Annotated in this window: 9 protein-coding genes; 7 read left to right on the top strand and 2 right to left on the bottom strand. The window is 70.6% G+C overall.

Going from position 1 to position 15,277, the window contains the following annotated elements; translation table 11 throughout:
- Positions 1 to 229: 229 nt before the first annotated feature.
- From GTY58_RS14205 to cimA, 3 genes are all read left to right on the top strand, one after another.
- Positions 230 to 1,459, top strand: a complete 1,230-nt coding sequence (locus tag GTY58_RS14205; RefSeq protein ID WP_107083029.1) for a PD40 domain-containing protein — start codon at positions 230 to 232, stop codon at positions 1,457 to 1,459.
- A 72-nt stretch (positions 1,460 to 1,531) separates the two neighbouring features.
- Complete coding sequence (locus tag GTY58_RS14200; protein ID WP_037649802.1) at positions 1,532 to 2,854, top strand: MFS transporter; 1,323 nt, start codon at positions 1,532 to 1,534, stop codon at positions 2,852 to 2,854.
- A gap of 288 nt (positions 2,855 to 3,142) precedes the next feature.
- Positions 3,143 to 4,747: a citramalate synthase gene (gene cimA, locus GTY58_RS14195; protein ID WP_010984142.1), complete on the top strand. Its 1,605-nt coding sequence runs from the start codon at positions 3,143 to 3,145 to the stop codon at positions 4,745 to 4,747.
- Positions 4,748 to 4,754: 7 nt separating this feature from the next.
- Here cimA and GTY58_RS14190 read toward each other — a convergent pair whose 3' ends face one another.
- Complete coding sequence (locus GTY58_RS14190; RefSeq protein ID WP_037649748.1) at positions 4,755 to 6,623, bottom strand: ricin-type beta-trefoil lectin domain protein; 1,869 nt, start codon at positions 6,621 to 6,623, stop codon at positions 4,755 to 4,757.
- A gap of 236 nt (positions 6,624 to 6,859) precedes the next feature.
- Between GTY58_RS14190 and GTY58_RS14185 the strand changes: the two genes are divergently transcribed.
- Together GTY58_RS14185 and GTY58_RS14180 are read left to right on the top strand one after the other, a co-directional pair.
- A complete protein-coding gene (locus GTY58_RS14185) occupies positions 6,860 to 9,895 on the top strand; it encodes a glycoside hydrolase family 3 N-terminal domain-containing protein (protein WP_010984140.1) in 3,036 nt (1,011 codons plus the stop codon).
- Between the two features lie 105 nt (positions 9,896 to 10,000).
- The gene (locus tag GTY58_RS14180; RefSeq protein WP_010984139.1) at positions 10,001 to 11,371 is read left to right on the top strand and encodes a hypothetical protein; all 1,371 of its coding nucleotides are present in this window, start codon (positions 10,001 to 10,003) and stop codon (positions 11,369 to 11,371) included.
- A gap of 109 nt (positions 11,372 to 11,480) precedes the next feature.
- On the opposite strand, the gene GTY58_RS14175 is transcribed toward GTY58_RS14180, so the two are convergent.
- Complete coding sequence (locus GTY58_RS14175) at positions 11,481 to 12,101, bottom strand: YceI family protein (RefSeq protein ID WP_010984138.1); 621 nt, start codon at positions 12,099 to 12,101, stop codon at positions 11,481 to 11,483.
- Positions 12,102 to 12,338: 237 nt separating this feature from the next.
- Between GTY58_RS14175 and GTY58_RS14170 the strand changes: the two genes are divergently transcribed.
- Complete coding sequence (locus GTY58_RS14170) at positions 12,339 to 12,848, top strand: hypothetical protein (protein ID WP_010984137.1); 510 nt, start codon at positions 12,339 to 12,341, stop codon at positions 12,846 to 12,848.
- Between the two features lie 73 nt (positions 12,849 to 12,921).
- A complete protein-coding gene (locus tag GTY58_RS14165) occupies positions 12,922 to 15,243 on the top strand; it encodes a polysaccharide lyase 8 family protein (RefSeq protein WP_037649800.1) in 2,322 nt (773 codons plus the stop codon).
- Positions 15,244 to 15,277 lie beyond the last annotated feature (34 nt).

Below are 15,277 nucleotides of genomic sequence, written 5' to 3'. Positions count from 1 at the left end.
CCGTCACCCGCCGTTCGGCGGGGCCGACGGGCTGCCGCTGCCGACGGCCCTGGCGGCCCCGGCGGGCTCGACGGCCCCGCCGGCGCCGTGAGCGCCGACCGACGGGCGGGCGGCCGTGATCGGTTCGACGTCCGACGGCCTGGTGCCCGGCAACACCGACATGCCGGCAACACCGACCACCGCGCTGACAGCGCTTCGTACGCCGCACCCGCCGACCGGAGGAGAAAGCATGCACCCGCGCACGAGAACCGCCCCCGCGCTCCTGTTCGCCGTCTGTCTCACGGCTCTCGCCGCGTACCCGGCGGCCGCCGACGACCCGGTGCCCACGACGGAACGCGTCAGCGTCACCCTCGACGGCGCCCAGATCGACGACCCCTCGTACCGCCCGCAGCTGACCTCCAAGGGCGGCGTCGTGTACACCAGCGACGGACCCGTCTGGAGCACCGACCACAACGGCGTGTCCGACGCCTACCGCAACAGCGAACGCGTCAGCTACAACATGGGGGCCGCCCGCTCGTACGACCCCTCGGCCTGCCACACCGCCCGGATGATCGCCTTCGTCTCCGACCGCACGCCGGCCGGCGGCACCACGCCCTCGGTCTACGTGCGCAACACCCCTGTCGGCAAGCTCTCGTACGCCAGTCACGGCTACCAGGGCGTCCCCTTCACCTGGGCGGGGCAGCCCGCGATGAGCGCCGACTGCCAGTGGATGGCCTTCAGCGCCACCCTGCCGGCCACGCCGGACCACGTGGAGCAGCCGCGCGTCTACCGCTACCGCATCTACGACGGCACGATCGAGCAGGTCAGCCCGGACTCGGCGGACGGATCCCGGGCGGCGGTGCGTCCGTCGATCAGCGCGGACGGCCGGTATGTCGCCTACCAGTCGTCGATCCCGCATCCGGGCGGCCCGGCCAACGACAGCGACATCTATGTGCGCGACCTGGAGACCGGCACCCTGGAGAAGGCGTCCGTGGGACGGCACGGCCGCCCGGCCGACCGCGCCTCCACCGGCCCGTCGCTGAGCGCCGACGGACGGCACGTCGCGTTCGACTCCTACGCCTCGAACCTCGCCCCCGGCGACACCAACGGCACCGTGAACGTCTTCGTCCGCGACCTCGACGCGGGCACCACCCGCCTGGTCAAGGGCGCGGGCCGGCACGCCTACACCGCCGAGGCCGCGCTGAGCGGCGACGGGCTGCACCTCGCGTACGTCTCGGCCGGAATCCGCGGCTCCCGCGGCGTGCCGGCCGTGTACCTGCGCGACCTGGCCACCGGCAGAACGCGGTTGATCAGCGTCGACACCCGAGGACACCGCAACGACCGGGCGGCCGGCAACCCGTCCGTCAACCCGGACGGCACAGCGGTCGCCTTCGACTCCGCCTCGCCCGACCTCGTCCCGGGCGACACCAACGGCACGGTGGACGTGTTCCTGCGCCGACTGGGTTCCCCCGAGGCGTGAACGCAATGAACGAAACCCGAGGCGCTCTTGTCGCGGCCGTGATCAGCGGGCACGTTACCGCTCATGGCACTCATGGGACGAGAGCACTGGAAGACGATCTGGGTCGGCTCGGCCGGCAACATGGTGGAGTGGTTCGACTGGTTCGTGTACGCCAGCTTCGCCACGTATTTCGCGGGGGCCTTCTTCCCTGACGGGAACCCCACGGCCCAGCTCATGAACACCGCCGGCATCTTCGCGGTCGGCTTCTTCATGCGCCCGGTCGGCGGCTGGCTGCTGGGCAGAGTCGCCGACCGCAGGGGCCGCAAGACCGCGCTGACCCTGACGGTCACGCTGATGTCGGCGTCCGCGGTCCTCATCGCGATCGCGCCGACGTACGCCGTCGCGGGCTACGGCGGCGCGTTCGTGCTGCTCCTCGCTCGCCTGCTGCAAGGGCTCTCGGTGGGCGGTGAGTACGCGGCCAGCGCCACCTACATGACCGAGGCGACCGACCCGAAGAAGCGCGGATTCGCCTCCAGCTTCCAGTACGTGTCGATGACGGTCGGTCAGCTGATCGGCCTCGCCCTGCTGATCATCCTCCAGCGCACCCTGTCCGAGGACGCGCTGGCCGGCTGGGGCTGGCGGATCCCGTTCGTCGTCGGCGCGGCGGGCGCGGCAGTCGTCTTCTACCTGCGGCGCACCATGCTGGAGAGCGAGGTGTACGAGGAGTCGGCCGACGGCGACGCCGCGGTCGGCGAGAAGGGCTCGCTGCGCGCCCTGTGGGAGCATCGCCGTGAGGCGTTCCTCGTCGTCGCACTCACCATGGGCGGCACGCTCGCCTACTACACGTACACGACGTATCTCACGAAGTACCTCTCGAACACGGCGGGCCTGCCCAAGCAGACGGCCACCCTGGTCTCCTTCTGCGCGCTGCTGGTCTTCGCCTGCGTCCAGCCGCTGGCCGGAGCCCTCTCCGACCGGATCGGCCGCCGCCCGATGCTGATCACCTTCGGTGTCTGCGCGACCTTCCTGACGGTCCCGGTGATGACCCTCCTGTCGAAGGTGGACAGCTTCTGGCCGGCCTTCGGGCTCGCGCTCTTCGCACTGGTCATGATCACGCCGTACACGGCGCTGAGCGCGGTGGTCAAGGCGGAGCTGTTCCCCACCGGCGTCCGTGCCCTGGGCGTCGCCCTGCCCTACGCCCTCGCGAACTCCCTCTTCGGCGGGACGGCGGAGTACGTCGCCCTGTGGTTCAAGGACGGCGGGATCGAGTCCGGCTTCTACTGGTACGTGGCGGCCTGTGCCGCCGTCTCCCTCGTGGTGTACGTCACCATGCGGGAGACCCGGGACGTGGATCTCCACCGTGTCGGCGACGGCCGGAAGTCTTCGCACGAGCGGACGGCCCGGCTCGCATCCTGAGACACCGGTGAGCGCGGGGGCGGTCTGTGCCAGACTGCCCCCGTGCTCTCGTTCGCCATGATTATTGGCAGCAGGCGCGCCGGTCCGCAGTGACCGCCACGTACCACTACGTACGGGCGGACACCGTCGTCCTCGACCCGCGCGCAGACCTCTCGCACCCGCGAGGGGTTTTTCTTTTTCCCGGCCCCACCTCATGCCGGGAAGGGAGCGCGAGGGATCATTGCCATCGGGGGACGGTGGAACCGGTCATTCCGGTAGACCGAGATCCAACATCAGGAGCCAGAGACCATGACGGAAACCAGCGAACTCGACGATTCGTTCCACGTCTTCGACACGACCCTGCGCGACGGCGCACAGCGCGAGGGCATTAACCTCACGGTCGCCGACAAGCTGGCCATCGCACGGCACCTGGACGACTTCGGCGTGGGCTTCATCGAGGGCGGCTGGCCCGGCGCCAACCCGCGGGACACCGAGTTCTTCGCCCGCGCCCAGCAGGAGATCGACTTCAAGCACGCCCAGCTGGTGGCCTTCGGAGCCACGCGCCGCGCGGGCGCCAAGGCGAGCGAGGACCCGCAGGTCAAGGCGCTGCTGGAGGCGGGCGCCCAGGTGATCACCCTGGTCGCCAAGTCGCACGACCGCCATGTCGAACTGGCTCTGCGCACGACGCTCGACGAGAACCTGGAGATGGTCCGCGACACGGTCTCGTACCTGTGCTCCCAGGGGCGCCGGGTCTTCGTCGACTGTGAGCACTTCTTCGACGGTTACCGGGCGAACCCGGAGTACGCGAAGGCGGTCGTACGGGCCGCGGCCGAGGCCGGCGCCGATGTGGTCGTGCTCTGCGACACCAACGGCGGCATGCTCCCCGCCCAGGTCCAGGCGGTCGTCGCCACGGTCCTCGCGGACACCGGTGCCCGGCTCGGCATCCACGCCCAGGACGACACGGGCTGCGCGGTGGCGAACACGCTGGCCGCGGTGGACGCGGGCGCGACCCATGTGCAGTGCACGGCGAACGGGTACGGCGAGCGGGTCGGCAACTCCAACCTGTTCCCGGTGGTGGCGGCCCTGGAGCTGAAGTACGGCAAGAAGGTGCTCCCCGAAGGCGCGCTGCGCGAGATGACGAGGATCTCGCACGCGATCGCCGAGGTCGTGAACCTCACCCCCTCCACGCACCAGCCGTACGTCGGTGTCTCGGCCTTCGCGCACAAGGCGGGCCTGCACGCCTCCGCGATCAAGGTCGACCCGGACCTGTACCAGCACATCGACCCCGAGCGGGTCGGCAACACCATGCGGATGCTGGTGTCCGACATGGCGGGCCGCGCCTCCATCGAGCTCAAGGGCAAGGAGCTCGGCGTCGACATCAGCGGCGACCGCGAGCTGGTCGGCCGGGTCGTGGAGCGGGTGAAGGAGCGCGAGCTCAAGGGCTACACGTACGAGGCGGCGGACGCGAGCTTCGAACTCCTGCTGCGCGCGGAGGCGGAGGGCAAGGCCCGCACGTACTTCGAGGTCGAGTCCTGGCGGGCGATCGTCGAGGACCGCCCGGACGGCACCCACGCCAACGAGGCCACGGTCAAGCTCTTCGCCAAGGGCGAGCGGATCGTCGCCACCGCCGAGGGCAACGGCCCGGTCAACGCCCTCGACCGGGCCCTGCGCGTCGCCCTCGAAATGATCTACCCCCAGCTCGCCAAGCTGGAGCTGGTGGACTACAAGGTCCGCATCCTGGAGGGCAAGCACGGCACGTCCTCCACGACCCGCGTGCTCATCTCCACCTCCGACGGCACCGGTGAATGGTCGACGGTCGGTGTCGCGGAGAACGTGATCGCCGCGTCCTGGCAGGCCCTGGAGGACGCCTACACGTACGGCCTGCTGCGGGCCGGCGTGGAGCCGGCCGAGTAGTCCGGACTCACTGGAGCTTCCACTTCTGGTTGGCGGCGCCCGTGCAGGACCAGATCTGCGCGCGGGCGCCGTTGGCCGAGGAGTTGCCGGTCACGTCGAGGCACTTGTCGGCGGCCGTGTTGACCACATCACCCGTCGAAGCGTTGTACGACCATCGCTGGGCCGCCGTGCCGTTGCAGTCGTACAGCTGGATCTTCGCGCCGTCGGCCGTCGAGGCCGAGGTGACGTCCAGGCACTTGCCGAGGGCCTGCACGGAACCGTCGGCCTTCACCGTCCAGCGCTGGGCGGTCGAGCCGTTGCAGTCGTACAGCTGCACCGCCGTCCCGTTCGCGGACGAACTGCTCGCCACATCCAGGCACTTGCCCGCGAGCCCCACGAACGAGCCCGTCTGGTCGCCGCCGCCCGACTGGGTCCCCGACCAGGTGAACGTCGCCGACGTCTTGCCGGGCAGCGAGTACGTCGCGTGCTGCGAGCCCCAGTTGAGGGTGACCGTCTTCGCCGTCGACGCGTCGTTGTACGCGATCAGCGCCTTCGAACCGTCCGGATTGCGCCACGCCACGTTCGGCACCGACGCACTCGCCGTCGACGCGACGCGCTGCGCACCCGGGCGGACGAACTTCGTCAGGTGACCCATCGTGTAGTACTCGACCGTGTAGTCGACGGTCCCGCTCGCGCCGTCCCCGTTGTGCACGGTGACCAGACCCGTGCAGGTGCCGCAACCTCCGTTGTGCGGGCCCATGTTCTGGTCCACGGCGAGCGACCACTTGGTCACCGACTTCGCCCAGTTCCGGGTGTAGTCGATGATGTTGGACATGTCCTCGCGCTGCTGGTTGGCGATCCAGGTGCCGCCGGAGTGCTCGGTGCCGAAGGCGTCGAGGGTCGGGTACTGGTTGTGCACGGACGTCTGCTTGGCGATGTCACCGCCGTAGCCGTGCCAGGCGATCCCGCCGAAGTTGGGGTGCGAACGCACCGCCGCGTCGTCGACCGTCGAGGCCGCGTAGGAGTCGTAGACGTCCCAGTTCCAGTCGTGCGCGAGGACCTTGGTCGTCAGGCCCGCCGCCTGGAGCTTCGGCAGCAGCTCGCTCTTGGTGAAGTACGCGAGCCCGCTGGCGTTCCAGCTCATCGACGGGTAACCCGAGCAGCACGTCGGCTCGTTCTGCGCGGTCACGTACGAGACGTTGACGCCCTGCGCCTTGTACGCCTGAAGGTACTTCACGAAGTAGTTGGCGTACGCCCCGTAGTCCTCCGACTTCAGCCAGCCCCCGTTGAGCGAGCCGCTGTCCTTCATCCAGGCCGGCGCCGTCCATGGCGAGGCCATGACCGTCAGAGAGGGGTTGAGCTGGAGCGCCTGCTTGGTGAGCGGCACCACGTCGGCGAGGTCGTGCGCGATGGAGAAGCTCGTCAGGTTGGGGTCGGTCTGCCCGGCCGGCACGTCGTCGTACGAGTACCCGTACCGCGCCAGGTCGGAGGCGCCCATCGGATTGCGCAGGAACGACAGCCCGATCCCGTCCGTCGGCGAGAACAACTTGGTCATGGCCGCGTTCCGGGTCGTCGCGGACAGCGCCCCGCTGCTGTTCATCAGCCAGGCCGCGGTGTCCGTGAAGGACGCGCCGCCACCGGTGAATGTCTGGTACCGGGTGTTCTCGTCCACGGTGATGTTCTCGCCGCTGCCGCCGCTGCCGGACTGGAAGGCGAACGGCGTCTGGGCCTGGAGCCCGCGCACGACATGGCGTCCGCCGGTGTCGTCCGTCGTGGTCAGCCAGGCGGTGACCTGTTCGCCCGCGGCGTGCGCGGGCGCGGTCGAGACGGCGGTCAGCCCGGCGGTGCTGAGCAGCCCGGCGAGCAGAAGCCGGGCCGCCCGAGTGGATCTCCTCATGGCGCGTCGCCCTTCTGGGGTGGGGGAGTGGGGCGTGCGAGGCGTGAGTAAATGACGGCCGCGGACGCGCGTCAAGGGGTTGCGTGTTCAAGGGCTGAAAGCACAACAGCCCTGATCCAGCCGGAGATCGGGTGTGTACCTGTTCTGACGTGAAGTCTTGACGGCCGCACGGGGCACCAGTTAACTCACGCCGTGATCTAAGTCGTAAGAGCACGAAGAGAGTCGAGGGAAGGTCCATGCGAAGAACCGCCCTGCTCGTCTCGGCCGCCATGCTCACCGGGCTGCTGCCCCTTGCCGGAGCCGCGGCCGCCGTCGGCGCGGACGACCCGGCGCCCGTCCCCGTCGACCAGTTCGAGGGCGAAGTCCCCTTCGCCAGTCCGCCCGCCGAGGGCATCTTCACCTGGGGCGGCGACACCGACGACCCGCCCCAGCTCGCCCTGACCGCCCGCGCCGACGCGCCCGAGGGCGACAAAGTCCTCACCGGCACGTACGACATCAGCGGCTACGGCGGCTTCACCCACGACTTCGCCTTCGACCGGCCCGCCCACGACTGGTCCGCGCACCAGGGCATCCGCTTCTGGTGGGACGGCCGGGGCAACGGCAAGAAGGTCGCCTTCGAGATCAAGGACGGCGGCGCCAACGGCGAGGCCTCCGAGCTGTGGACGACGTCCTTCACCGACGACTTCACCGGCTGGAAGCAGATCGAGATCCCGTTCACCGACTTCACTTACCGTACGGACTACCAGCCCGTCGGCGGCATCGACCAGGTCCTCGGCCTCACCGGGATGTGGGGGTACGCCGTCACGCTTCCGGCCGGCGTCAAGGGCCAGTTCGCCATGGACGGCGTCGAGTTGTACGGCAGGGGCGATCAGTCGCTGCGGGCCTCCGTGGTCACCGACTCCGCCGTTCACCCGGTGAAGGAGGGCCGCACGGCCGACGTGCGGGTCTCCGTCGCCACCACCGGTTCCGCCCCGATCGACGAGCCGGTGACCGTCGCGTACGAGGCGACGGGCGGTACCGCGGAATCCGGCAAGGACTACACCCCGGTCAAGGGCTCGGTCACCTTCCCGGCGGGCACGGCGTCCGGCACCTCGCGCACGATCCAGGTGCCCACGCTCAAGGACAGGTCCGCAGAACCCGCCGAGACGATCCCCCTGAAGCTCACGGTCACCGGCGCGAAGGCCCCCGCCGAGACCCCGCAGGTCGTCATCGACGCGCACGGGCTGCCGTATCTGGACCCGAAGCTGCCGGTGAAGAAGCGGGTCGCCGACCTCGTCTCGCGCATGTCCCTGGAGGAGAAGGCCGGGCAGATGACCCAGGCCGAACGCGGCGCGCTCACCGCGCAGGGCGACATCGCGGCGTACGACCTCGGCTCACTCCTGTCCGGCGGCGGCTCGACCCCGACGCCCAACACCCCCGAGGCGTGGGCGAAGATGATCGACGCCTTCCAGCTCCGGGCGCAGGCGACACGGTTCCAGATCCCGCTGATCTACGGCGTGGACGCCGTGCACGGCCACAACAACCTCACCGGCGCGACGATCATGCCGCACAACATCGGCATCGGGGCGTCCAGGGATCCTGGGATCGCCCGGCGGACCGGCGCGGTGACCGCCGCCGAGGTCCGCGCCACCGGCATCCCATGGGACTTCGCCCCTTGCCTGTGCGTGACGCGCGACGAGCGCTGGGGCCGCTCGTACGAGTCCTTCGGCGAGGACCCGGCCCTCGTCAAGTCCATGGAGACGGTCATCCAGGGCCTCCAGGGTGCCCGTGACGGCAAGGACCTGAAGGACGACGACAAGGTGCTGGCCACCGCCAAGCACTTCGTCGGCGACGGCGGCACCGCGTACGGCTCGTCCACGACGGGCACGTACACCATCGACCAGGGCGTCACCAAGGTCACCCGGCAGGAGCTGGAGGCGGTGCAGCTCGCGCCGTACCAGACCGCCGTGGACCGCGGTATCGGCTCGGTCATGCCCTCGTACTCGTCGCTCGACATCCTCGGCGACGGCCAGGGCGCGGTGAAGATGCACGCCCGCGCGGACATGATCAACGGGGTGCTGAAGGACCGCATGGGCTTCGACGGCTTCGTCATCAGCGACTGGAAGGCCATCGACCAGATCCCCGGCGACTACGCGTCCGACGTCCGTACGTCCATCAACGCGGGCCTCGACATGATCATGGTCCCGTACGAGTACAAGGACTTCCGTACGACGCTGATCGACGAGGTGAAGGCCGGCCGCGTCAGTCAGAAGCGGGTGGACGACGCCGTATCCCGCATCCTCACCCAGAAGTTCAAGCTCGGCCTCTTCGAGAAGCCGTACGCGGACACGAGCGGCGCGTCGCGGATCGGCTCGTCCGCGCACCGCGCCGTGGCCCGTGAGGCGGCCGCCGAGTCGCAGGTGCTGCTGAAGAACGCGGGCGGGGTGCTGCCGCTGAAGAAGTCGCAGAAGGTCTACGTCGCCGGTTCGAACGCCGACGACCTCGGCAACCAGACCGGCGGCTGGACGATCACCTGGCAGGGCTCCTCAGGGAAGCACACCGACGGCACGACGATCCTGGACGGAATGCGCAAGGCCGCGGGTTCCGGGGGCGCCGTCACCTACTCGAAGGACGCGTCGGCGCCCACCAGCGGCTACGACGTCGGCGTGGTCGTCGTCGGCGAGACCCCGTACGCCGAGGGCGTCGGCGACGTCGGCAACGGCAACGACCTGGAGCTGACCGCCGCGGACAAGGCCGCCGTGGACAAGGTGTGCGGCGCCATGAAGTGCGCGGTGCTGATCGTCTCCGGACGGCCCCAGCTGATCGGCGACCGGCTCGGCGACATCGACGCGCTCGTCGCGTCCTGGCTGCCGGGCACGGAGGGCGACGGCGTCGCCGACGTGCTGTACGGCAAGCGGGCGTTCACCGGTCAACTCCCGGTCACCTGGCCGAAGTCGGAGGCCCAGCTGCCGATCAACGTCGGTGACACGACGTACGATCCGCAGTTCCCGTACGGCTGGGGTCTGACCACGCTGACGAAGGTGCCGGCCGGCGGTGCGGCGACGCTGAAGGCACTGGCGGTCGCGGCGGCGGTGGCCGAGAGGACCGGTTCCGGCAAGGCCGGACGCGCTCTGGTCGGCAAGGCGCGGCTGCTCGTCCAGCAGAAGGCCGGATCGGGACCGGGGATCACCGCGGCGGTCGCGGGGCCGTTCGCCGACGCGGACCATCTGCTGCTGACCGGGAAGTACGGGGCGGCGGTCGCGAAGCTGACGGAGGCCTACCGGGCCGCCTGACGCACCTCGGCCCTCAGCCCCCGGTGGTCGGTGCACCCGCGCGGCCTGCACCCGCCCACCAGGTTCGATGTCCAGTTTTGCCTACCTTCGGGTAGGTTCGATGGTATGAAGGCCGTGCTACTCCCAGGAGTCCGGCTCCGCGGGCTCTTCCTGTCGCTGATCGCGCTGGTGGCGGCCGCTCTGGCGGTGCTGTCCACCGGGGCGCCCCCGGGGCATGCGGCCACGAGCGTGTCGGCCGTGGCCGAGGCCCTTCGCGAGAGCCCGGTGTACGTGGACCCGGCGGCGTCCGCGCAGCTGTCCGCGGCGGACGCGGACGCCCTCGCCAAGAAGATCGAGGACGCCGACAAGCCGGTCTTCGTGGCCGTCCTGCCGGCCGGCTTCCCGACGCGGAATCTCTTCACCGATCTCCGTACGGACACCGGCGTCACGGGCCTGTACGCGATCCGCCTGGGCGACCGGTTCGACGCGCGGGCCGACTCCGCGGTGCTGTCCCGCTCCGCTGTGCAGAACCTGGTCAAGAGCGTGCAGGGCGAGGACACCAAGACCCAGCTGAACGACTTCACGGACCGCGCGCTCAGGAACATGGGCGGCTCGGCACCGTCGAGCTGGGACTCCTCGGGCGGCGGCGGGGTGTCGTCGACCTCCCTGATCGGGGTCGGCGCGGTCCTGGTGGCCGGTGGGGCCGGCGCGTACACGCTGGTCCGGCGCAACCGCCGCCGCAAGGAGGAGGAACAGCGGGCGGCGCTGGACAAGCTGCGCGTGGTGGTCGACGAGGACATCACGGCCTTCGGTGAGGAGCTGGACCGCCTGGACTTCCACCCGGCCGAGGCGGGCGCGGACGACGCGATGCGCGCGGACTACGAGCGTGCGCTGGACGCGTACGAGCGGGCGAAGTCGTCCATGGCGGCGGCTGAGCGCCCGGAGGACGTACGCGCCGTCACCGAGGCGCTGGAGGACGGCCGTTTCTCGCTCGCGCAGCTCGCCGCCCGCCGGGAGGGCCGCCCGCTGCCGGAGCGCCGCGCGCCCTGCTTCTTCGACCCGCGGCACGGCCCGTCGGTCACCGACGCGACGTGGACGCCCGCGGGCGGCGCGCCCCGCGAGGTCCCGGTCTGCGCGGCGGACCGGGCGCGCCTGTCCGACGGACTCGCCCCGGCCGTCCGCGAGGTCGACACGGAGTACGGCCGCCGCCCGTACTGGGACGCGGGCCCGGCCTACGGCCCCTGGGCGGGCGGCTACTTCGGCGGCGGACTCCTGCCGGGGCTGCTGGTCGGCACGCTGCTCGGCGGCATGATGTCCAGTCCGTCGTACGCGTCCGACTACGGCTCCGGGTACGGCGACTTCGGCTCCGGCGGCTACGCGGGCGGCGACGTCTCGGGTGCGGACTTCGACGCGAGCGACTTCGGCGGAGGCTTCGGTGACGGCGGGGGCGGTGGCGGGGACTTCGGGGGCGGCGGGGACTTCGGCGGGGGCTTCTGACCGCCGCCGACATCGATGACGCCGAGGCCGCCGCCGCCCCGTTGGACCGTGGGCTTCCGGAGTCCTGCCGTGACACCGGGCGCCATGGAGCGGCGGACGGGGCCGGACGTCACGCCTGCTTGATCGCCGAGATGTCGAACACCAGCTTGATCTTGTCCGACACCAGCACCCCGCCCGTCTCCAGCGCCGCGTTCCACGTGAGGCCCCACTCCGAACGCAGGATCTCCGTCTTGCCCTCGAAGCCGACGCGCTCGTTGCCGAACGGGTCCCTGGCCGCGCCGTTGAACTCCAGGTCGATGCTGAGCGGCTTGGTGACGCCGAGGAGCGACAGGTCACCGGTGATCCGGTAGTCGTCACCGCCCAGCGCCTCCGCCTTGGTGGAGCGGAAGGTCATCGTCGGGAACTCGTCCGTCTTGAAGAAGTCCGAGCTCTTGAGGTGGGTGTCGCGGTCCGACGAGCCGGTGTCGATGCTGTCCATCCTGACCTCGATCACGGCGCTGGACTTGGCCGGGTCCCCGCCGTCCAGGTGCAGGGTGCCCTCGAACTCCTGGAAGCCGCCCTTGACGTTCGTGACCATCGCGTGCCGGGCGACGAAGCCGATCGTCGTGTGCGCCGGGTCGATCGTGTAGGTGCCGGTCAGCGCGGCCAGCTCCGGGCTCACGGCGGCCGTGGGGGCGGTCGCGGTCGTGCTGGTCGTGTCGGTCGTGTTCTTGCGGCCGAAGATACCCATGACGTGCTCCTTGGGGAGAGACTGTTTAACGTTCAACGAGGTCAACAGGGGAGACGGTAGACCTATTCCGTACGGGTTTCAACTTAATCCGCTGCGCGTTCACGACGTTACGCCGCGCTCGTCGGCCCCGCCCTCTGGCGGACGCGCGTAGAGGTCGGGCACCATCTCCCTGCGCCACCTGCACAGCCGCCCCACAGAAAAGTCGGCAAGCACGGCCGTCCGCAGGAAGGGTTCCCCATGCAGTTCCGCAGGAAATTCCGCTCCGCCCTGACCGCCCTCGCCCTCGTCGTCGCCCCGGGCGTCGCCGTCGTCGGTACCGCCACCGACGCCTTCGCCGTCACCAAGATCAGCCACGCCACCGCCACCTCGATGTTCCGCGGGGCAGGCATCACCTGGTCCTCCTCCGGCGGCTGCTCCGACCGCAACAACCCCAGCTGTACGTCCTTCGAGCAGCTCAACCTCGCCACCGCGCAGGGCGCCCAGACCCTCAAGCAGGCCACCGGGTGCGCGCTCAACATCACCGGCGGCACGGAGACCGGCCACGCGAGCGGCACGTACTCGCACTGGAACGGCTACAAGCTCGACTACGGCAAGAGCACCTGCGTCACCACCTACATCAAGAACACCTTCACCTACATCGGCCTGCGCGGGGACGGAGCCCCGCAGTACCGGTCCGGCTCCGGCAACATCTACGCCGACGAGGGCAACCACTGGGACGTCCTCTACTACAACTGCGGCGGCTGCTGACCCCCGCCACTCGCAGTACGCGTACGGGGCGCCTGGTTCCGCTCCGGCCGCCGGGGTGGTACACGGCATGCACATGACTCCCAACCGCCGTACGTTCCTCCGCGCAGCGGTCCTGGCGGCCGGCATCACGGCCACGGTCACCGCCACCGGCGCCCCGTCCGCGTACGCCGACGACGAGTACGACACCCTCCGGCGCCGTTGGCTCGTCCTCGCCCTCGGCGCCGGATACGACCCCACCGCCGAGCCCTACGCCTCCCGCCTGCGCCGCACCGGGGAACTGGCCCGCGGCTACCGCGCCACCATGGCCCCGGCCGCCGCCTCCCTCTGGCCCGGCCACCCCTTCGACCCGCCCTCCGGCATCACCCAGAGCTACAGCCGGCTCTGGACGATGACCCAGGCCTACGTCCAGGAAGGCACCGGCTCGACCGGCGACGCGGGCCTGCTCGCGGACATCGTCCGGGGCCTCGACCACGTGAGCGCGACCGTCTACAACCCGACCACCACCCGCTACGGCAACTGGTGGGAGTGGCAGATCGGCAGCCCCCGCCTCCTCATGGACATCGTCGCCGCCCTGCACGATCGGCTCTCGGCCGCGCGGCGAGCCGCCGCCTGCGCCGCCGTCGGCCACTTCATCCCCGACGACATGCTCCGCGACTACTCCGGCACCTCCACCGGCGCCAACCGCGTCGACCTCTGCCGCGGCGTCGCCCTCAGCGGCATCCTGGGCCGGGCCCCCGACAGGATCGCCCTCGCCCGCGACGCCCTCTCGCCCGTCTTCCCGTACGTCACCCAGGGCGACGGGCTCTACGCGGACGGCTCGTTCGTCCAGCACACCTGGGTCGCCTACTCGGGAACGTACGGACAGGTGTTGCTCGACGGGCTGGGCCGGCTGTTCAGCCTTTTCGCCGGTTCCACCTGGGACGTCACCGATCCGAACCGGCAGATCATCCTCGACAGCGTCGAGCAGGCCTACGCGCCCCTCATCCATGACGGCCTGGTCATGGACAGCGTCAACGGGCGGGCCATCAGCCGCGGTTACCTCAAGAGCGACGACCTGCACGTCATGCGCGGCGACCACTTCCACGGGCAGGCGCTGATCGCCGCGATCGCGCTGCTCGCGGGCGGCGCGGGCCCTCAGGAGCGCGCACGGTGGCACGCTCGGATCAAAGGGTGGATCGAACGGGACGACGTCACGCCGATCCTGACCGCACCCCAGTTCGGGGTCGCGGACCTGGCCCGGCTGCACGCCGTCGCGGACTCCGGCGTCCGTGCCGCTCCCGAGCCCGCCGGGCACCACCTCTTCGCCCACATGGACCGCGCCGTCCACCGGGGCCGGGGCTTCGCCGCGAACATCTCCATGTCCTCCGAACGGATCGCCTCGTACGAATGCGGCAACGGCGAGAACCCCCGCGGCTGGCACACCGGCGCCGGAATGCTCCTCTGGTGGAGCGGCCGGACCGACCAGTACACGGACTGGTACTGGCCCACCGTCGACTGGTACCGGCTGCCCGGAACGACCGTGTCCACCAAGCGGCTCGCCGACCGGGCGGGCGGCGAGTGGGGTGAGCCGAAACCGGCCGTGCGGTGGGTCGGCGGCGTGACGGACGGCGTGTACGCGGCGGTCGGCCAGCAGGTGAAGGGGCTCGGATCGACGCTGGAGGCCCGCAAGTCGTGGTTCTGTGTGGCGGACTCCGTGATCTGTCTGGGCGCGGGGATCACCTGTAGGGACGGCGTACCGGTCGAGACGGTGGTGGACAACCGCAATCTGGGAGAGGGCGGCACGCAGGCCTTCGTCCGGGGGCACGGCTGGGCGCACCTGGAGGGCCACGGCGGCTGGGTGCTGCCCGCCGGCGGCGAGCTGCGCGCCCTCCGCGAGGACCGCACCGGCGCCTGGTCCGACATCAACACCACGAGTACGACCGAGCGTCGCACCCGGCGCTGGCAGACGCTGTGGCTGGACCACGGCACGGACCCCGTGGACGCGACGTACGCCTACGTCCTGCTGCCCGGCGCGAGCCGCGCGCAGGTCGCCGCCCACGCGGCCGACCGCCACCGGCTGTCGGTCCTCGCCAACGACGCCCGCCGGCAGGCCGTCCACGTCGGCTCCCTGGCCCTCACGGCGGCCAACTTCTGGTCGGCCGGCACGGCGGGCCCGCTGGCCGCCTCGGCGGCCGCGAGCGTGCTCGTCCGCCGCCGGGGCCGGACCGCTACGCTCTGCGTGAGCGAGCCGTCGCGCACGGGACAGCCCCTGGAGATCGTCTGGGATCATCCCGTAGGGCGGGTCGTCCGCGCGGATCCGGCCGTCGACATCGTCGCCGCCGGCCGCCGACTGAGGGTCCGTGTCACTCCAGGGATGGCATGTGCCACGCACAAATGTGAGGTGACTCTCAGCTGAGGACTTTGTTGGGCTCCTACAAGCAACAACCCCT

This window comes from Streptomyces sp. SID5469, assembly GCF_009862865.1.
Taxonomy (GTDB): domain Bacteria; phylum Actinomycetota; class Actinomycetes; order Streptomycetales; family Streptomycetaceae; genus Streptomyces; species Streptomyces avermitilis.
Note: the sequence above shows the minus strand (reverse complement) of the source record. Positions and strands in the feature narration are given on the sequence as shown.

What these genes read in the sequence shown, in the direction of transcription:
- GTY58_RS14175 (WP_010984138.1), bottom strand. Translation starts at nt 12,101, where the DNA reads ATGGGTATCTTCGGCCGCAAGAACACGACCGACACGACCAGCACGACC.
- GTY58_RS14185 (WP_010984140.1), top strand. Translation starts at nt 6,860, where the DNA reads ATGCGAAGAACCGCCCTGCTCGTCTCGGCCGCCATGCTCACCGGGCTG.
- GTY58_RS14180 (WP_010984139.1), top strand. Translation starts at nt 10,001, where the DNA reads ATGAAGGCCGTGCTACTCCCAGGAGTCCGGCTCCGCGGGCTCTTCCTG.
- GTY58_RS14200 (WP_037649802.1), top strand. Translation starts at nt 1,532, where the DNA reads ATGGGACGAGAGCACTGGAAGACGATCTGGGTCGGCTCGGCCGGCAAC.
- GTY58_RS14170 (WP_010984137.1), top strand. Translation starts at nt 12,339, where the DNA reads ATGCAGTTCCGCAGGAAATTCCGCTCCGCCCTGACCGCCCTCGCCCTC.
- GTY58_RS14205 (WP_107083029.1), top strand. Translation starts at nt 230, where the DNA reads ATGCACCCGCGCACGAGAACCGCCCCCGCGCTCCTGTTCGCCGTCTGT.
- cimA (WP_010984142.1), top strand. Translation starts at nt 3,143, where the DNA reads ATGACGGAAACCAGCGAACTCGACGATTCGTTCCACGTCTTCGACACG.
- GTY58_RS14165 (WP_037649800.1), top strand. Translation starts at nt 12,922, where the DNA reads ATGACTCCCAACCGCCGTACGTTCCTCCGCGCAGCGGTCCTGGCGGCC.
- GTY58_RS14190 (WP_037649748.1), bottom strand. Translation starts at nt 6,623, where the DNA reads ATGAGGAGATCCACTCGGGCGGCCCGGCTTCTGCTCGCCGGGCTGCTC.